The organism is Culturomica massiliensis (assembly GCF_900091655.1).
GTDB classification, from domain to species: Bacteria; Bacteroidota; Bacteroidia; order Bacteroidales; family Marinifilaceae; genus Culturomica; species Culturomica massiliensis.
In genome coordinates this window covers 178,985-199,043 of record NZ_LT594621.1, presented here as the reverse complement: position 1 = coordinate 199,043, position 20,059 = coordinate 178,985, and the positions used below count along the sequence as shown (strand labels likewise).

General features: G+C 39.9%; 17 protein-coding genes. 4 read left to right on the top strand and 13 right to left on the bottom strand.

Features of this window, described 5'->3' with window-relative positions:
* Nucleotides 1–29: 29 nt before the first annotated feature.
* From BN8908_RS01985 to BN8908_RS01950, 7 genes are all read right to left on the bottom strand, one after another.
* On the bottom strand, nt 30–1,277 hold the full coding sequence (locus BN8908_RS01985) for a site-specific integrase (protein ID WP_161945845.1): 1,248 nt from the start codon (nt 1,275–1,277) through the stop codon (nt 30–32).
* A gap of 1,132 nt (nt 1,278–2,409) precedes the next feature.
* Complete coding sequence (locus tag BN8908_RS01975; protein ID WP_068688663.1) at nt 2,410–2,880, bottom strand: hypothetical protein; 471 nt, start codon at nt 2,878–2,880, stop codon at nt 2,410–2,412.
* A gap of 412 nt (nt 2,881–3,292) precedes the next feature.
* Complete coding sequence (locus tag BN8908_RS01970; RefSeq protein ID WP_068688662.1) at nt 3,293–4,228, bottom strand: hypothetical protein; 936 nt, start codon at nt 4,226–4,228, stop codon at nt 3,293–3,295.
* A gap of 48 nt (nt 4,229–4,276) precedes the next feature.
* Nucleotides 4,277–4,801 (bottom strand): hypothetical protein, encoded by a 525-nt coding sequence (locus tag BN8908_RS01965; protein WP_068688661.1) that lies wholly within the window; start codon nt 4,799–4,801, stop codon nt 4,277–4,279.
* Nucleotides 4,798–5,082, bottom strand: a complete 285-nt coding sequence (locus BN8908_RS01960) for a helix-turn-helix transcriptional regulator (protein ID WP_068688660.1) — start codon at nt 5,080–5,082, stop codon at nt 4,798–4,800. Before BN8908_RS01960 ends, BN8908_RS01965 begins: the two co-directional genes overlap by 4 nt.
* Before the next feature lie 214 nt (nt 5,083–5,296).
* Nucleotides 5,297–5,968, bottom strand: coding sequence for a hypothetical protein (locus tag BN8908_RS01955; RefSeq protein WP_148453129.1), 672 nt, complete (start codon nt 5,966–5,968; stop codon nt 5,297–5,299).
* Nucleotides 5,969–5,978: 10 nt separating this feature from the next.
* Nucleotides 5,979–7,130, bottom strand: coding sequence for a site-specific integrase (locus tag BN8908_RS01950; RefSeq protein ID WP_068688658.1), 1,152 nt, complete (start codon nt 7,128–7,130; stop codon nt 5,979–5,981).
* A 318-nt stretch (nt 7,131–7,448) separates the two neighbouring features.
* On the opposite strand from BN8908_RS01950, the gene BN8908_RS01945 reads away from it, so the two are divergent.
* Together BN8908_RS01945 and BN8908_RS01940 are read left to right on the top strand one after the other, a co-directional pair.
* Nucleotides 7,449–7,931: a hypothetical protein gene (locus BN8908_RS01945; protein ID WP_148453126.1), complete on the top strand. Its 483-nt coding sequence runs from the start codon at nt 7,449–7,451 to the stop codon at nt 7,929–7,931.
* Between the two features lie 11 nt (nt 7,932–7,942).
* A complete protein-coding gene (locus BN8908_RS01940) occupies nt 7,943–8,530 on the top strand; it encodes a hypothetical protein (protein ID WP_068688654.1) in 588 nt (195 codons plus the stop codon).
* A gap of 59 nt (nt 8,531–8,589) precedes the next feature.
* On the opposite strand, the gene BN8908_RS01935 is transcribed toward BN8908_RS01940, so the two are convergent.
* Complete coding sequence (locus BN8908_RS01935; RefSeq protein WP_068688653.1) at nt 8,590–9,210, bottom strand: WbqC family protein; 621 nt, start codon at nt 9,208–9,210, stop codon at nt 8,590–8,592.
* Nucleotides 9,211–9,461: 251 nt separating this feature from the next.
* On the opposite strand from BN8908_RS01935, the gene BN8908_RS01930 reads away from it, so the two are divergent.
* Nucleotides 9,462–11,933: an endonuclease MutS2 gene (locus BN8908_RS01930; RefSeq protein WP_068688651.1), complete on the top strand. Its 2,472-nt coding sequence runs from the start codon at nt 9,462–9,464 to the stop codon at nt 11,931–11,933.
* Nucleotides 11,934–12,147: 214 nt separating this feature from the next.
* Here the strand turns inward: BN8908_RS01930 and BN8908_RS01925 are convergent, their stop codons facing one another.
* Nucleotides 12,148–14,019 (bottom strand): M56 family metallopeptidase, encoded by a 1,872-nt coding sequence (locus tag BN8908_RS01925; RefSeq protein ID WP_068688649.1) that lies wholly within the window; start codon nt 14,017–14,019, stop codon nt 12,148–12,150.
* Between the two features lie 2 nt (nt 14,020–14,021).
* Entirely contained in the window at nt 14,022–14,387 is a 366-nt protein-coding gene (locus BN8908_RS01920; RefSeq protein WP_021987205.1) for a BlaI/MecI/CopY family transcriptional regulator, read from the bottom strand.
* Nucleotides 14,388–14,816: 429 nt separating this feature from the next.
* Here BN8908_RS01920 and BN8908_RS01915 point away from each other — a divergent pair, with 429 nt between their 5' ends.
* Nucleotides 14,817–16,046 (top strand): IS4 family transposase, encoded by a 1,230-nt coding sequence (locus BN8908_RS01915; RefSeq protein ID WP_068688501.1) that lies wholly within the window; start codon nt 14,817–14,819, stop codon nt 16,044–16,046.
* Between the two features lie 559 nt (nt 16,047–16,605).
* Here the strand turns inward: BN8908_RS01915 and kdsA are convergent.
* From kdsA to BN8908_RS01900, 3 genes are all read right to left on the bottom strand, one after another.
* Entirely contained in the window at nt 16,606–17,412 is an 807-nt protein-coding gene (gene kdsA / locus BN8908_RS01910) for a 3-deoxy-8-phosphooctulonate synthase (protein ID WP_021986724.1), read from the bottom strand.
* Between the two features lie 151 nt (nt 17,413–17,563).
* Nucleotides 17,564–18,838: a replication-associated recombination protein A gene (locus BN8908_RS01905; protein ID WP_021986723.1), complete on the bottom strand. Its 1,275-nt coding sequence runs from the start codon at nt 18,836–18,838 to the stop codon at nt 17,564–17,566.
* 66 nt (nt 18,839–18,904) lie between these two features.
* The gene (locus BN8908_RS01900) at nt 18,905–19,951 is read right to left on the bottom strand and encodes a DUF2776 domain-containing protein (protein ID WP_068692045.1); all 1,047 of its coding nucleotides are present in this window, start codon (nt 19,949–19,951) and stop codon (nt 18,905–18,907) included.
* Between the last annotated feature and the right edge of the window lie 108 nt (nt 19,952–20,059).

Here is a 20,059-nt window from a genome sequence, read left to right as displayed (position 1 = left end):
TTAACAAAACAACCGGTATATACCGAAGATCAATTACCGGGCACACTTTCAAGCCGGGCCACCAACTGATCACATTCATCCAAAACCTTTTGATCGAATTCTTTCAGATAAATCCGCGTTGTTTTTTCCGAGGTATGTCCGAGTCCTTCACTGATCACCGAAACAGGAATACCACACTCTTTGGCCTGAGTTGCCCAGCTATGGCGGGCGACATAGGTGGTCAACCCGACCTCATATCCCAACCGGTCTCCCAATAGCTTGAGCTTCCGCTCCACCTTGCTGAGCGCACGGCGATATTGCCGGTAAGGCGACAGATAGGAAGATTCATCTATAACCGGAAATATGTAATCCGAGTCGCTCTGATAACGCGAGATAATCTCTTTCAATTTATCCGTCAGACTGACCCGGATAAGCTGCCGTGTCTTATGACGGTAATATTCGATAAAATTACATTTTATATTCTCCTTTTTTAAAAAAACCATATCCACAAAAGACATTCCCCGGGCATAAAAGCTGAACATAAACAGATTACGGATAAAATTAAGATCAGGAACATCCTCCAGCGGAAGCTGCATCAAACGACGGATATGATCACGGCTCATCGCCCGCTTGACAGTCTTGGCAGGACGGGTCTGCACATGCCGGAAAGGATTCACAGCCGGCTCTATTTCCCCCTCCAAAACGGCCTGATTATAGATAGCCCGCAGATTACGCATATAAAAACTCACCGTATTGCAACATACCCCGCTTTTTAATAGGTGTCTCTCATAAGTTCTGACAAAAGCGGGAGTCACCTCGGAAACAGCCATCTTTTCTTTACCGGTAAAATGCAACAGAGATGAACGGGTACTGCGGTAGGCTGCCGCAGTACCATATTTGCCCAGTTCCTCTTTCTGCCGGACACAACCGTCTATAAAGGCAAACAATCCTTCCCCTCTTATTTGTCCCTCGTAATATCCGGCAATATCGGCTACGGTAAAATCCGGCATACACTTTTTCAACTCACCGATCAGGCCGTTCAGCTTTTTTCGCTCCTTGATGATCCAACGATTGATACTGCGGACTTCACGGTGGGTCAACCTGTCCTTACAGTAAACTACTTTTTCTTTTACCGTATCAAACTCCGGACCAGCAACCCGGAACGGACTATAAATCAATTTTTTACGCCTAGAATGTATAATCTGGAACACCAAAGGATAAGTTCCATTCAATAAAACACGATCTTTGTTTAATTTCAGTTTGACAGACGTCATATTTCTACCATTAATAAGTGCCATAAAACACTTCATATGAACATACGGCTTCGTAGTAAACAAAAATCCGGGAATAATTATCGGCAAATGAGGTTAAAAAGCTCAATTTCAAACCTAATATCAAGAAAAAAAACAACGCTTAAAACCCTGCACATACGCGGACAAATATGCAAAATAATTCCAAATCTACAAACAAAAACAGAATATTTGACACAGCAACCAATGGATTGTAAATAGTACATTATAGACTATAAACATGGAATTATTTGACAAACGGATCTGTTGCCGGATTCATTCAGAATCTGTCTTTATCTTTGATTTACGATTGGGAAAAAATTACACACTGGGACGGACTCATTGTGTAATTTTTGGTTTACGATTTTTGATTGAATCCCGTAGATTTAAGGGATTTTGCAGATGGATTACAAATATAAAAGCGTTGGCCGACTGATTCGTCGTCGGATTCACTTAATCTAAAATTTAAAATCTGTCTGCGGGATTAAAAAATAATGTAAATAAACTTTATAGATCTCCGATAAGTAACACATAAAGAAAATAAGGGCAAAAATAAAATAATAGAAAGAAACTAAGAACCAACTTCCCAAAAAGTTATTGAACCAATCGGATAAATATAGATATTGTAAAATAGGAAAAGACACCATCAACTTCAGAAACGATTGAAATCCTACAGTTTTTTTCCTATAAAATTACGTTAGGATTTATTCATAAAACATACTATATTTGTAAAAATAGAAATTTCAAAATCCAATTGCCTATGGAAAAATAACAAAAATTAAACACAACCCGAACATGCGCTTTAAAGCGCATAACATATAAAAAACGTTAACTTTAATCTTGCTTCCGAAAATCGCCAATTTACAGAAGTATCCAAGAGTAAGGTATATACGTTCACGTTTCATAACGTGGGCTTTACTTTATTTGGATACGAAGGTGTTTGGCGATTACCAATAGTTTTTACTGTAATTTATTGGTATTTAAATAAAAAGCCCACTTTGTTTTGAAAGTGGGTAACAAATCAGTAACAAAATAGCCTTTTTATTAGGCTTGTGGGCTTTTCTGATACAAATATAGGGAATCTAAATTAAACAGCCTAATTAAAAATGTCCAACCTCTATTAGTGTTCAATAACAGAGTTTTATTCCATAATGATTAAACGATTATAAATCTGTCCATTATAAACATATTCTTCCATCTTTCCAATCACTATTTTCCATTGACTTTTAAGTTGCATATTTAAAGTAGATGTTATGGGATATGAAAAATGTATATCTGCAATAAGGTAATATCTAAAATTCTGACTATCCAAGTTTTCGTTTAATTTTATTTCCTCATTTCTCAAATCAACCGGGGGGCAAATCTCGTAAAAACCAACTTCGTTATCTTTGATTGTGAAAGATAGTCTATTACAAGAAGAAATGATATTACATCCGGTTCCTGTTTTATTCTTCTCACTATAAATAAAATGGCTCCCAAAATAGAAAGTTTGAGTATATTCCTTTCCATTAACAAACTCAATTTGATAAGCGTCATTTGATTTATCTTCATTGTCCTTGTTACATCCATAGAAGAAAACTACTACTACGAATAAAAATAAAATCTTTCTCATAATCTGTATATTTTTTATTGATAATCGTAATACAGACCATGTAAAAAATAACGTGGGCTTGCACGTTATCGGAGTAAAGGTACGACCAAGTAACCCACAGACCAATAATAAGTACAGCCCACGCATAGCACGGGCGTTCACTCATTACTCAACGGTCTGTAATTTTTATTGGTCGTTTTTTACTCCATTGAATAATAGCTAACGCTAATATTTCCAAATTTTACGAGGCAAAGATAAGTATAAGTCAATAAAGGACAAAGAAAAAGGGCTAAATCTGTATCATTATAGAATACTACATAACCATATAGAATATTTTGTGATTTTAGGGATATACTCTAAAATTTGCACTTGGAGGCTCTACCTGTTACCATTTTTGGGTAACAACATACAACTTATTATAAGGGTTTTGCAATTACACATACGCCCCAACATTCTTAATCTCATCGTCAAGTTCCCTTATATCTTCATCGGATATAGAAACGCCTGTCTTGTTTGCCACTTCGATAATTTTCTTCTTTAGCCTTGTGTAATACTTCCTGTCATCAAACACTTTTGCATCTTTCAGCTCTTCCAAAAAAGCCGTTATTTGGCTTTGGTCGCTTTGGCTTATTAAACGTGCCACTAACACATCAAAAGCATCTGACACGGTCTTAATTTCACTCATAACCTCTGTTTTTAGCTGGTTCAACTTGGATATTGAAAAATAGTGTGCCTGCCACTTCTTTACAAGTAGCTTGTAAAACTCGCTTTCTGATAATGTTGAGGCTTGCACCTCTGGAACTCCTATTTGTTGAGATAACCGCCCGTTCAATCTCATTTCATACTTTAGCAAGTTGGTTTCAATAAAACCATCTGGCATTATTAACCCTTTTGCTTTAGCATCAGCCCTTTTATCATAAAAACAAAATACTTTGGGCTGCTGCTTCCCTTTGTGTTTGTAGTAAAGTGTACCTATATCAAAGTGATAACGTGCCAACTTAGGCATATCGCCTAACTTTTTCAGATACTCATCTACAGGCTTCCTCATCACAAACTGTGCCCCAAATTCAAGCCCTGTAACTTTTGCCTCTCTCATGTCTATGTGCAAAGCGTCTGATAACTTTTCTATCGCTTGGACGGTGCTATGTCTGTCAAGTGGGTAAACATTGCTTGGATATAGGTATTTTGCCAAACTGCCTATAATGGAGTAACCGCCTGTATAGATAGACACTTTTAGCCCCTCCATACTACCAAAGGTGCAAACTTCCCCCGTTTTAAGGTCGGTTTGCTCCTTTGCCTTATCCAGATAACCGCTTATGTCTGGTGTGTCTCTCATCCTTGGATAGAATAGCTTTAACTTATCATACATTGTTACCAAAATTTGGGTACAACCTACAACTTATTATAAGGAACTTATTTATTGGGCTTGTTTCCTCAAAGCGTCCAACACTTCATTAAATCCACCCATCACAAGTTGTTTGCAATAAGAGGAAATCAAGACTTTTGCACCATCTAAAACAATCAATTCAATAAAAGACGGTCTAATCTTTTCCGTTTCTGTTACCGCTTTATCGTCTTGGTGAACAATAAACAAAAAGCCATCATCTTTATACTCAAAGAACGGGTTAATCTTGTTCTTGGCGCTGTATGTCTTATCTGCCAACGGGTAGCCATAAGCAAAGCCACTTAGTTTACCGTCCACAAAATAATCTTTCAAACCTGTAAAATTCAAGCCATTTTTAGCCTGTAGCCTTATAGATGGAACATTTGTGTTCTCTTTCAGCTTTTCCATAAGGTACATTGACACTTTACTATTCCTGCCTGTAATAGCTTCTATCGGTGGATAATAACCCGCCTGTGCTGTTACTACATATTTAGGTGTTTTCTTGCTTGTTGCATCAAATTCCAGACGTGCATAATAAAGAATATTGGGGGTTATCATAAGTTCCCCCCTTTCTTTCCTGTAACCACATAGGCAATAGCCTGTTGCTCTGTTTCTTTAATGGTCGCAACTCGGTTCTGTTTCATCCACGCTTCCACCTCTGAACGGTCAAAGTATATTTGTTTCCCGTTTGGACGATAATAGGGTATCTGGTGGGTGCACGTTAAACGGTACAAGTGGGATTTACTTAGCCCCGTCAATAAGGCTACATCTTCCAATGTTAGCATATTCTTTGCAGCCAACAAGGAATAAACCAATATCTTGTTAATCTTTTCTTCCATTGTCTTTGTATTTATATGAAAGTTGTGCCTTAATGCAGTACGTTGGTCGGTTCTGTCTATTTGCACATTCAAAGCGGTGTTACCAACTATCACCGTTGTAAGAACAATGCAAACATAAACAAGAAAATCAGCCTAATGGCAAACAAAAAAATAGCACTTAATAGCCACCTATTTGTGCCTATTAAATGCTACTAAATACCACTTTTAAAGTACTCTAATTGGATAATAGGGTATTCTTCATGCCGTCTATTTCATCGTTGGTAAACCTATCCTCATTGATATACTTGTTGTAGTTGCTTCTATTTCCAATATCGCCAAACTCATTTTCTACGGCTTTGAAAGTGGGTTTTGTTATCCAACCTATTTGTATTGCTACTTTTATAGTTAATGCTGCCTCTTTTCCTTTTTTCCCTTTCATTACAGCGTGTAACCTTTGAAGTCTGAAACCATCATCGTTTTGCAGACATTTTTTGAATGGCTTACTCTGCCGCCCTTGTTTTTGAACGGATTTTTGTTTATTTGGTAAACGAAATGATTTTTCTATTGGCAGACTTTCTTGGTTGTTATTTATTGCAAATTTGCCGTTTAAGGCATTTTCTATCTGCCTGTAGATGGTATCACGCTCTTTTTCTTTTTCTTCAATCATAGCGAGCGTTACACGTTCATACGGAGATGCTCCATTGTTCAACCATCTATTAATATTTCTCCATTTGCAAAGAAGTTCTGTAAAATACTCTTTCTCTGCAAGCCGTTTTTGGTCTTTATAGCCTAATATAAAGCCGTTTTCATCAATAATATAGTATTCATGGTTTTGCTTATAAATACTATCTACCATGTCCGTTATTTCTCTGTCAGATAGAATGCAATTAATTTCTGGAATTTTCACGTTACCCACTTTATTTGTTAAACACGTTATTTACAAGGTTTACCGCCTCATCCTTTTTCTTGTCAACTATCTTTGCATAAATGGTAGTAGTTTTCACCTGTGTATGTCCTAACAGTTTGCTTGTTGTGTACAAATCAGCCCCTAAAGTAAGCATCATAGTTGCAAAGGTGTGGCGGGCGGTGTGAAAAGTTATCGATTTTGTGATACCGCTATTTTGTGCCCACGTTTTCAGTACCACATTGATATAAGTTGCATAAGGCAAATGAAAGACTTTATCAGTGTCCTTTGCATCGTCCCGTTTCGGCATCCACTTTAAAGCCTCATTAGACAAAGGCAAATACAAAGTCTTTTGAGTTTTCTTCATTACAATCTTTACTCTGTATTGGCTACCGTCTAAAATAACATCGCCCCACGTTAAAGCCTGTATGTCGCCTAATCTCAAACCACAAAAGCAACTGAACAAATAAGCCTGTTTGGTGGGTTCATTGATACACTTGGAGGTTATCAGCAATTTTATCTCATCAACCGTCAAATATTCACGTGTGCTTTCTGGTATTTTTATCCTATCGTCTGGATTAATCTTTGTGATAGGGTTGTAAGGTATGATTTCTTCTTTTACAGCAAGGTTTAAGGCACAATTCAAGCATCTAAAATAACCTGCTGTTGTTACTTTAGCCATTAGTTTACCATCTTTCCTTTTGGCTTTATTCAGATAGTCAATAAAGCCCAAACAATAGGGCTTATCAACTTCTTTCATTGTAACGGTATCGCCTTTGTACTTTATAAGGTGCTTTATTGCTTTATCTATCTGGATATGAAAAGCGGCACTTTGCCCCGTCTTTAGTTTGTGGTCGCTATAATGCCTCATCCAGTCAATCAAAAGCATCTTAGAACGTGAGGCATTTTTTGTTACTCCTGCCTCATCGTTTGTAAGTTCTATAATCTTTTGTGCCTTGATAGCGTTTGCTGCCTGTAAGGTATTTGCATTTCTTGCCTTTGCCATTTCATCCACTTCTGGGATGATATACAGCTTTAAAAATTCATAGGTTCTTTTACCATCCTTGTAAATATCCAGATAGAGGCTTTTATTGCCATTGGATAGACTTTTTGCCCTTAGCTTGATAGGCTCTTTGGCTTTGAGGGCTTTTTTTTTCTTTGCCATAGCTATAATGTTGATTTGTTACCACTGGCAAATATAGGCATTTTTTGTTACCCAACAAATATAAGTAACAAACAAGTAACAAAAATAACTCAATAATCACCAAAAGAAAGACAAATTAAGCCTTGTTTTCTATTGTAATAAATCACACAAGTATTTGATAATAATTGTTTTTAGTTGTAGTTTAATTGGTATTGATTTTTTAAGTGTAGGTTATTGGCGATACCGCGGAAGCAGATAAGGGTTTAGTCCCACGTTTTTTATGTGCTTTCAAGAATCTACAAACAGCTGAAGGGACCGGCAAAATAATACACAAAAATCATGAAACGAAATCTTATTCTACTGGTAGGTGCATTTTTAATGACAGCCTGCGCCGTTCAGAAAACCACGTATCGCGAATCTTCAGCCCGTGTTATCGAACCCGGCCTAAGTGTAATCGTCACCCCCTTAATTGCCGATCTGCAAGTCATCTCCCAAGAAAAAATCACACCGTATGTCGAGGTCTTTCCATACGAAGTGACATTATTTAATCTGAAATACGTCGATAATTTCAAACGTACGGCTCTACTGAATGCAGCTAAAAAATATAATGCAGATGTCATTGTAGGAGCGATTATCGATGTCGAGACTACTCCCCAAGGTAAATTCCAGGTTTCTGTAAGCGGTTACCCCGCCCGTTGGATAAACTTCCGAAATGCAACGGCTGCCGATACCTGGATGGTCGATATGTTTCAGATGACACCCGGCAACAACGCCGCAATTCTGCACAGCTCAGAGAAAAAACCGATCAAAATCGATAAGTAAATTCCAAATATATGAAACAAATTATTTTAACCCTCGGCATTCTGGCTTATTGCAGTGGTGTGTTTGGTCAGATGATTCACGGATCCACACTGATCACCGAACGCAACCACCAAAATGAACCACTACAGACCGGATCGCGCGGTTTTGCCGAACTCAGCCCGATGTACAATTTTGACGACGAAGCCTTCATGATAGAAGCCTCCGGCACTTACGGTTTTCAATTCAATTCATGGCTCTACGCAGGAGCCGGTCTCGGCGTTATCAGATGGGATGATAGTTACGGCCTTCCCCTCTTCGCCAATACACGGCTCTATGCCGGACAACGAAAAATAAAACCTTATTTCAATCTTCGGGCCGGTTATGTAATCTCTGCTACTAGTGAATATTACAATCCTAGCTATACACAACGAATAAAGGGATTTTATTTTTCTCCCTCTGTCGGCTTGGAAATCGGTCGGTTTAATCTATCGTTGGGAACCACAGAATTCAACGAGGAACAAAAATATACGAACAAAGTATACGGCGATACGGAAAATTATTCCATCTGGTCCCTATTTCTGGGATTCGGATATAATTTTAATTTTTCCAGTCGAAGGTAATTCTCTTCAACCCCTGTGTACAACAGGGGTTTTTTAAAACACCCCCAATTTATGATGATTTAAAGATAATCAACAGCTTCCGGACCTGTATTAAAAAGTAAATCCAATATACTTAAATCCGGCGTAAACGGGAAACGGTCGGCAAACGTCTGGGTATAGGGTTTTGCTTTAAACAGAATGTCCTCCTTTTCCTGGCGGGCCGGTTTCGGATGGATCACACCACGCATATCACATACTTCTTCGGGGTAAGTTTGATAATCCGTTGTAAAAACAAGGGATCGCCGAATCTGTAAAATACCGAGTACCGTTTCCAGAATCGCCGTATTTAAATCGAGCAGATATTTTTCTTTCTTCTCAAAAAACGGAATAAAATCTTCCATGTAATAATCGTAATACGGAGAATTCTTATAGGCAGACTCGATTCCCTTGAAATGCAATTTCTGCCAACGGGTCGAATAATCAATACATGCCTCCTTTGTCAGAAATTTAACTTCGTTCGTCTTTTTCACGGGCACGGTAAGAGACAGAATACCATTGGCGGACAAAATCTCACAGCGGTTACGGTAACTTTGCTTCCCGTAGCTTTCCCATTGCTCTATACCAACCTCATCGTATCGATTCACACAGGCGAGATATTGTACCGGAGGAAAATAAGCCGTATTCAGTATTACTTTTGACATTGTATTGCTTAAAATCAAACACAAAAATAATTGTAAATTTACGATTTCAGATTAAATGAATCCCGCAACGGATCAGTTTGTCGAACGATTTACAATCTGTCTGCAAAATCTGCAGAATTCAATCAAAAATCGCAAATCAAAAATCAAGTTTTCACGGCAAAATTAATAAAATTCGAGTATTTTTCCCTCATCCTTCCGTATTCCCGGTTTTCTCTTTAATTTTGCAATACTAAACAAAACAGGAAAACGAAGTGATATATCCGGAAAATTTTGAGAGTAAGATAAAGTTCGACAGAATCCGGGAAATGCTTACCGGCAGATGCCGAAGTGATATGGGACGGGAACTGGTAAAAGCCATGACCTTTTCGGAGGAGGACATTTTTATCCGGGAAAATCTGGAAGAAACGGCCGAATTTATGCGTATTGTGCGGGAAGAAGAGTTTCCGGGAGACTACTATGCCGATGCCCGTCCTTTTCTGAATAAGATCCGCATCGAAGGACTTTATCTGGATATCCCCGAATTGGTTGCATTAAAAAACTCATTGGAAAGTCTGACCGCCATTGTCCGTTTTTTCAACGGTAAAAATGAACAGTATCCCCACCTGACTCAAAAAGCCGGACAGATACAGTTGTTTCCTTATGTTTTACAACGCCTGGACTCGATTGTTTCCAAACACGGTACGATTAAGGATAACGCCTCTTCTGAACTGAACGACATACGCCGCAATATCCTGAAAAAACAGTCAGGTATATCCCGGCGCATGCAATCCTTATTACAGCAGGCCCAATCTGAAGGATGGGCAGAAAAGGACTCTTCTATCGCCATCCGTGACGGACGCATGGTTATTCCTGTTCCCTCGGCCTACAAACGACGAATCAACGGTATCGTACACGACGAATCGACGACCGGAAAAACCTCCTATATCGAACCGGCAGAAATCATCGAAACGAACAACGAGATACGGGAACTTCAACTGGAAGAAAAACGGGAGATCATCCGGATATTGCGTAAGTTCTCTGACGATATACGTCCTTACATCGACCACCTGATTCCGGCCTACAATTTTTTGGCCCATGTCGATTTCGTCAAGGCCAAAGCACTGTTTTCCATTGAAATCGAAGCCATTGTTCCGGTATTTCAAAATCTTCCCGAAATGTGGTGGTATGAAGCCAGGCATCCCTTGTTGTACCTGGCTTTTAAAAATACGGAAAAAAAACTGATTCCCTTAAAACTGGAAGTCAACGACGAACAACGAATCATACTGATTTCCGGACCGAATGCAGGAGGAAAATCCGTGTGTCTGCAAACAGCCGGACTTCTGCAATACATGTTTCAGTGCGGTTTACCGGTACCGGTAAGCGAGGCGAGTCGTTTCGGTATCTTTAAAAAAATTCTGATCGATATCGGTGACGAGCAATCCATCGAAAACGATTTGAGTACTTACAGTTCACACCTGATCAACATGAAAAACTTTGTCCGTTACGGCGACAAAGACACCTTGATATTGATCGACGAATTCGGCACCGGTACAGAGCCCATGCTGGGTGGCGCCATTGCCGAAGCAATTCTGCATGCTTTAAACAACAAAGAAGTAAAAGGAGTTATCACCACACACTATACCAACCTCAAACATTTTGCTTCAGCCACTCCCGGTATTGAAAACGGAGCCATGCTATACGACAACCACCGGATGATGCCCCTTTTCGAACTGCAAATCGGCAAACCGGGTTCATCCTTTGCTTTCGAGATTGCCAATAAAATCGGCTTGCCAAAAGAAATACTGGACGAAGCTGCCGGAAAAATAGGCGAAGACCATATCAATTATGATAAACACCTGAAAGACATTGCCCGGGATAAACGCTATTGGGAAGAAAAGCGAAGGAAAATCCACGAAAATGAAAAACGCCTGGATGATGTCGTCGCAAAATACAGTAACGAACTCCAGGAAGCCTCCCGGCTACGAAAAGAAATCATCCGGGAAGCCCAGCTTAAAGCACAGGAAATTATTGCTAATGCCAACAAAACAATAGAAACTACCATCCGGGAAATCCGGGAAAGCCAGGCCGAGAAAGAAAAAACCCGGATTGTACGTGCACAACTGGAAGCAGAAAAACAAAAATTGCTCTCTGAAGAAGAGGAAGAAGAACGCCTGAAACGGAAAATCGAAAAAATAAAAGACCGGGAAAACCGGAAAAAGAAAAAAAACGAAAAAGAAACCGTTTCTGAATATGACAAGAAAGAAACATCCCTCCTCCTGCAAAAAGGAGATTATGTCAAGCTACCCAACCAGGCCATCGGAGAAATTCTGGACATCAAAGCCGGAAAAGCACTGATAGCACTCGGTAACATTCGTACCCAGATTGCAGTAGAACAACTCCGTAAAGCCTCTGCCAACCAGATCAAAAAGCAAACCCGCCCGGCAAACAGGTCTGCCTATCCGGATTTCCGGGAAAATATGAGTCAGAAACGCCTGATGTTCAAACCGGAAATCGATGTTCGTGGCCTTCGGGGAGACGAAGCCCTGCAAAAGGTCACCGAATTTATCGATGAAGCCGTAATGCTCGATTCCAAAAACCTGCGCATCCTCCACGGCACAGGCACCGGGGCCTTGCGGCAAATCATCCGCGAATACCTTAGTACCAATCCCGTCGTCGGTTCTTACTCCGACGAACAAGTACAACTAGGAGGGGCAGGCATTACAGTCGTCAAACTGGATATCTGACATTTTGGTCGACCGAAATTATACGACAGTCCGGCAACTCTATGTGTATCTCCCGGACAAAACAGATATCCCCCCCACTGGAATACCTCCAAAAAATACTGAAAAAAATCAGATTATAAAGGAAGCCCGCAGATTTCGGTGTTCTCGCAGATAATTAATTTAAAATCAATATATCTCCCGAATCTGTGGGCCACTCAATATTATCTCTGCCTCATTATTTAAATAATATTTTCTTTTCCGATATATTCGTTATGCCTTTCGACTGCAAATAGGCTCTTACTTTGGCAATAGTTTCCGGCCGGACCTTTTCAAAAATTTCAAGTTCCACATTTTTCACCTTGTCTGTACGAATCTGATCGATAAAAGAAACTGCATTTTCATATTTCCATACATCCCGCCTGGCCTGTAACCCGGAATTATAGGTAAATACCATCGTCAACTGGGGAAGTGCCCCTGTTTCCTGTGATATCAAGGTAGGCTGAATGCCTTTATCCTTCAAAAAAGAAACGATTTTATCCTTTGATAACCGACCTTTTATCTGCAGTTCGATATCTCCTTGTGATATCGGCCGGCCCTCTTTTTCCAACTTTTCTCCAAGTTGTTCGATATTTACAGCCCTAAGATGTACCGCCTTGCCTTCAGCCGTCTTATAGATCAGATTGATCGGATAAGCAGGTGGAGGTGGAGGAGCCTGAACCAGAGAAGGATCGAGGTACGGCTCTGTAATATGCGGCTTTGCAATATTCACCAATACAGGAAATTTTTTATCCATTTTATCCCGGTCGGACCCCGGAAGCTGCTGCCGCACCTCCGTTGTAAATCTATCACACACTTCACCGACAATATTTAACAGATCCTGCCACTTCTTATCGGAAGTTTCCTTATCCCTCATCATCACAATATATACCGGAGAAAAACGGGTATGCATCCCTTTGAGTTGTGCCGCCAATTTATCCGCTAACTGATCCCAGGTAACATTATCGGCTAATAAATTATTGACAATTAAAAGGATGTTTTTGCGATTGATGTATAAATTAAGAACACGCTCTTTCTCCAATTTCACGTTTTCAACACGGTCACCGAAATATTCCTTCCAGGTCTGCTGAAAAAAATCTTCCGTCCATTTTTCGGGCTTATCCGGAATTTGATTAACTTTGTCAAAGGAAGCCAGTTTCTCCATGGAAGAAGCTACTTCCGGACGAGCAAAAGCCTGCGCTATCAGCACTGCTAACGGTAAGAAAAGTAAAATTTTCAACCGTGCCCAACGATTTGATTTTTCTTTTAACATCATAGTAATTCGATTTTTTAGTTTACTGTGATTAAAGCTGTTGGCAATAGATTCGACCCTGGAGCCGACAGCTTTTTTCACCAATAATAATTGATATTTAGTTGCATCGATGCCTTGTTTGATAACGCCTTCGTCAGCCTCATACTCATGAATATCCTGCAATTCCCGCCTTAACAGCCACACGGCCGGATTGAACCAATGAAACACGAGTAACAACTGAATCAGATATAAATCCCAAGTGTGTTTCTTACGAATATGGATACATTCGTGTGCAATGATTTCCTTATACCCTTCATAATCCTGGCGGGATAATACAATATAATTCCGCCAACTGAAAGGACAAATTTTCCCTGAAACAACGACTAATGTATACCCTTCTCTGGGTATAGACTCCCCGCTGCGAAGAATACCGAACATTCTCCGATAAGCAAGTAGCCAAAACAAAAGGCAGATACCCATTCCCCCTACATAAATCCATCCGGTATAAGGAATATTTCCTTTGCTTTCTGTCAGGACTTCTGTATCGGTTGTTGGCAGCGCATAAATCATGGCAGTCTGTTCTTCTTCCGGTACATAACCCGTTATGACTTTTTCCAATTCATTCAGATGCTGGCGGAAAGGCGACGGTTCGGCTTCAAACTCAACAAAAGGCCATACCAGACAAAACAGTATCCCTCCCAGCAAAATAAAGCGATTCCATCTGAAAAAAGTATCCCGGCACAACAATACCTTAAAAAATATCAAAAACAAAGTCAGGCAAATCGTCGAACGAAAAATATAAAGTAAAAAAGCTTCCATAACTACCGTTTTCTTTTATTCTCGATCTGACGGATCAGGTCCTTCAGTTCATTTACAGAAATATTTTCTTCCTCAATCAAGGCCGATACAACCCGCGTATAAGAGTTATTGAAATATTTCGATACCACATTCTTAAGCGTGCCACGCCGGTACTCTTCGCGGGATACGGCTGCATAATACTGATAGGTATTACCATAAACCGTATAAGCAATAAAACCTTTTTCCTCCAATCCCCGTACGATGGTCGACAGCGTATTATAATGCGGTTTCGGCTCTTTGTAAAATTCCAGCAATTGTTTTACAAATAAAGGTCCCTTATCCCAAAAGAACCCCATAATTTCTTCTTCTTTAGCCGTTAATCTTTCCATTACCCAATTATTTAATAAGAACATTACAAATATAACTATATTTTTTAATTACACAACTACATAAAATAGTTTTTCAACTAAATAATTTAGTTGTTATTCGGAATAAAAAATAAAGGAGGAAGACATCTCCTCCTTTTATTCAGATTTTCATCACTCAAACCCGATAAATACTACACTCACAACTTCCGGAGACAGCTTGCAAACTTTAAATCAAGCATACAATCCCCCTTATTAAAAGAATCGTAAATCAAAAATTACACACTGGGACGGACTCAGTCATGTTCGGAAGAACAGTCCCTCCAATTTTGGAAATCAAAAAAAACATACCAGTTATTAACAATCATGTATTATTTTGTTAGTAACTAATTGTTTTATAATGTATTGACTTGTATTTAAATATCTATATTTGTTTTCATAAACAATAGATATATGTCAACCATCTTTAATCAGAAAATTGATTTGATTCAGCTATTGCGTCAGATTCCTGATGAACATATCCTAAAAATAGCCACTAAAAGTAAAGTTGATCATTATGCCAAAGTATTGAATGGCCGTTTGATGTTTTATTTGCTTTTATCAGGAATCCTTCGTACAGATAAATTGAGCCAGCGTGGTCTGGCTGATTCCTTTTCCTCTCCTCTTTTTCGTACTTTATTTAATTTTAAAGGTAAACCAACGATATCCCATAGTTCCATATCCGATCGTCTGTCCACCATGAATACTGATTTCTTCCGGGAGTGCTACGAAACGATCTATCATATTTTCAGTTCTTTATACAGTACGAAAGAGATCGAAAACTTATGTCTTCAGCGTGTGGACAGTACTCTTGTAAGTGAAGCCTGCAATCACCTCAAACAGGGAATGCCGTGCGGCAATCTTTACGGGAAAAAGAAAATGATGAAATATACCATCAATTTTGACGGAATGTTTGCTTCTTTTGCAACGACTCATTCGGGTGATAGTGAAGCCAGCGAATCCCATGTACTTCCTGAGAATGTGCTCAGCCATTTTCAAAAGATAAAGGATCACTCTTCTGTTTATATCCTTGACCGCGGTCAGAATTCTGCCGAAGCATTCAGGACAATGAAAAGTCAGGATGGACTCCTTTTTGTAGGCAGACTGACCGATAAACGGAAAATGCTGGTGGTGGAGGACCTGAAAAAGGGAAATGATGTTTTCACAGACGGAGACCTTCTTGAAGACAAATTGGTTAAACTTTATAAACGGGAAGAAAAACTCAATAAAGAAGGAAGAAAAGTAGTAACAACCAGACTCGTTGATGAAACTTTCCGGGTAGTGCGTTTTAAACCTCAGGGTAAAGGCGAAATTTTACTCATAACTAACTGTCTGGAACTTACAGCTCAGACTATTACTCAGATATACCGTCGACGGTGGGATATTGAAGTCTTTTTTCGTTTTATCAAACAGGAACTGAATTTCAGCCATTTTCTCTCCATGAATGAAAACGGAATACAGATTGTGATGTATATGACCCTGATTACGGCTATGCTGGTGATGATTTATAAACGGGAAAATAATATCGGATATACCACGGCTGTCAGAAGAATGGGCATTGAACTCGAAAATCTGATTATGGCCATTATCGTTATTGAAAGCGGGGGAGATCTGAATAAAACGCAACTCAGACCTCCTGTCTGAAAATTTAGGAGCACTTGAGAAGACCAGAAAAAAAGAATATATGGAAAAAGACAACCATGGACAATATTTTTTCTTCCGAACATGACTGGGACGGACTCATTGTGTAACTTTCACCTCCCTGTTCTCAATTTAAAATTTAAAATCTAAAATTTAAAATCATAAACAACCTCCTCGAAAACCCGCTACAAATCAAAAATCTCCACAATCGTAAATCAAAAATCAAAAATCGTAATTACACAATGAGTCCGTCCCACTGTGTAATTTTCTCCCTACCCATTTTTCAATTTTAAATCTAAAATCTAAAATTTAAAATCATAAACAACCTCTTCGAAAACCCGCTACAAATCAGCATTCACCCCAATCGCAAATCAAAAATCATAAATCGTAAATTACACAATGAGTCCGTCCCGCTGTGTAATTTTCTCCCTACCCATTTTTCAATTTTAAATCTAAAATCTAAAATTTAAAATCATAAACAACCTCTTCGAAAACCCCCTACGAATCAGCAATCTCCACAATCGTAAATCAAAAATCGTAAATCGTAAATCGTAAGCCTCCCCTATATCACAGCTTTTCGTATACGCACTAATTTTTCCAACAATCCTTCCATCAAATCCAGACGCAACATATTTGCTCCGTCAGACTTGGCACAAGAAGGATTACTATGGGTTTCGATAAACAAACCATCGGCACCGACAGCAATTCCTGCTTTAGCGATGGTCTCTATCAGTTCCGGTTGTCCGCCGGTCACTCCGCTTCCCTGATTGGGCTGTTGCAAGGAGTGTGTCACATCAACCACAACCGGACAATGACAACTGTCCTGCATAATCCGTATTCCCCGGTAATCGACGATCAGGTCCTGATAGCCGAATGTCGTACCCCTCTCCGTCACCATAACATTCTGATTGTGGGAATCCCTTACTTTCTGCACAGCAAAACGCATCGCATCCGGTGAAAGGAACTGTCCTTTTTTTATATTAACCAATTTTCCGGTTTTGGCAGCAGCAACCAATAAATCGGTTTGCCGGCACAAAAAAGCCGGGATCTGCAATACATCTACATAAGGAGCTGCCAGCTCTGCATCTTCCGGGGAATGAATATCTGTTACCACAGGAATTCCGAATGTTTCCTTCACCTTTGCCAGTATCTTCAATGCTTTTTCATCTCCGATACCGGTGAAAGAATCAATCCGGGAACGGTTGGCTTTTTTAAACGAACCTTTAAACACATAGGGTATATCCAGACGTTCGGTAATTTTTACGACATGCTCTGCAATCTGCATGGCCATTTCCTCTCCCTCAATCACACACGGCCCGGCCAAAAGAAAAAACATGTCCGACTGCTTAAATTTTTCCAATACTTCCATATATTTTAATTGTAAACTTTAGATTCCAAACTAAACAAAGAGTTATAAAACGATTCTAACTGTAGATTGCAGATCAGCCATCATGCCTCACCTATACCGATCATCAGTTCTAAGGCCATACCCTGCTACCTGACAAAAATCTATTCAAAATCTATTTATATTTCCTTTTCCACCAATTTTTCAATCGTTCCAGTATTTTCACCTCTTGCGTATTGTTTTGAGGTTTATAAAAAACAGCCGTCTTCACCTCCTCAGGCATGTATTCCTGATCGACGAAATTCCCTGGAAAATCATGGGCATATTTGTAATCTCTCCCATAATTCAATTCCTTCATCAGTTTTGTCGGAGCATTTCTCAAATGCAAAGGTACCGGTACATTTCCTGTCTGCCTTACCAACCGGATGGCTTCGTCGATCGCCAGATATGCCGAGTTGCTTTTCGGAGATGTTGCCAGATAAATCAGACATTCCGACAGGGGAATACGGGCTTCCGGCATTCCGATTTTATGTACGGCCTCAAAACATACATTTGCAATCAGCATGGCATTAGGATTCGCCAAGCCAATATCTTCCGAAGCGGAAATAATCAGTCGCCGGGCAATGAATTTCGGATCTTCTCCTCCCTCCAACATCCGGGCCATATAATACAAAGCCGCATTCGGATCACTCCCCCGGATCGATTTTATCATAGCCGAGATGATATCATAATGCTGCTCACCGTCCTTGTCATACATCAAGGGATTTTCCTGTAACTCTTTACGGACAATCTCATTATCAACAATGATCTCCTTTCCTGTCTGGGCATTTACCACCAATTCCAGAATATTGAGCAATTTCCGGGCATCTCCGCCACTAAAAGAAATCAAAGCCTCCTTCTCCCTGACCTGTATATTTTTCTCTTTCAGGTAAAAATCTTTCGTAATCGCCTTATCGACCAATTCTTCCAGATCGGCTTTTTCCTGCGCTTTCAGAACATATACCTGACAACGGGATAAAAGCGGTGAAATCACTTCAAAAGAAGGATTTTCCGTCGTTGCCCCGATCAAGGTAACTGTTCCTTTTTCGACGGCAGCCAACAAAGAGTCTTGCTGTGCTTTCGAAAAACGATGGATTTCATCGATAAACAAAATCGGATTAGGCGTATTGAAAAAACGCTGGCTTTCAGCTTTCTGAATCACCTCCCGCACATCTTTCACCCCGGAGCTCACAGCACTCAATACATAAAAGGGCCTTTTCAATTGCTCGGCAATAATCATCGCCAGGGTTGTTTTCCCTACCCCCGGAGGTCCCCACAAAATAAACGACGACACCACGCCCGATTCTATCATCTTGCGCAATACTTTCCCCTCTCCTACCAAATGCTTCTGTCCGATATAATCATCCAATGTCTTCGGACGCATCCGTTCTGCCAAAGGTTTATTTTCCATAACCCAAAATCCTTATCTTTTTGCAAAGATAAGGATTTAAGGATAAAAGGAAGGTACCCCTTCCGCTTATTTTTTCGATGTTCCGCTTTCCAGAATACTGACGATAGAAAACAGACAAAAACAAATAGCTCCTAAACCGGTCAGTACCCTTGCCGGTACGAAAAAAGCATTATCATATAGTCCTTCTTCAAAAAGAAAGGCTGCTAAAAACAAACACAAAAGGGCCGTAATGACCGGAATTAAAGGAATTCGATTGGCTAATGCATACTCTTGCCGCCATACCTTAGCTAACAATAAAACTTTACTGGAAATACTGAAACATACCAATCCCAAACCGATCATAATAAATCCGGTGGTATTAGCCGCATTTCCGATCATAGCCAAGATCAGGACAATCCCCCAAATGACACTGATCGTTCCGAAAAAAAAGACCAGCTTAGGCCAGAATTTACGATCCTGCTCCCCATAATCGTTCCGGATCTGGCGGGCAATACTGGCCACCAAAGCCACTAAACTGGACGCGATACAAGCCAAACCTCCCATCACCGTGCCGGCAACCAGATAAGCCGAACCCAAACTCGTCCGGGAAAGTAAAACGATACACCATACCCAGGCTGTCAAGGCAAACAAAACCGTTAAAACAATCAAAATTTTTTCCGTCACAGCCGTAAATCCTTCTTTATTGATCTCCGTGCTTCCTGAATGGGAATTTTGCGGAATCAGATAGAATTTCGTCGAAGAGGTCGCCGCTGTAGATACACAAGCCGTGATCAGAGCAACGCCGCATATCACATGTCCGGAAACGAGGTAATTAGTCGTCCCCAGCCCAAATATCCATATCCCTGAAATAAAGGTTACAATAGCCACCAGATATCCGAATCCGGGAAGCAGATATTTAAACACGGGACGATAAGTGTGAATCAATTGCCGTATTATTGTCCCGGCTGTAGCAAACAAAGCCAAACAAATCGCCCCTAAAAAGAATACGACAGGGCCCGCCACATATTTCGCCGGATCCGGTCCGTAAAGAAATATGAAACCTCCCAGAAAAAAGCAAATAAAAGCCATAAATACCGGAATGGCCCTGAACAAAACACTGATACCGTAATTCATCATCTTAAAATTAAAGTTATTTACTTACCAATTTCACCTCATATACGCTGTGATTATTTCAAAAGTTGCTCTTTCCGTATACTTCCGTTAGATGTTTTTATGTAAAAA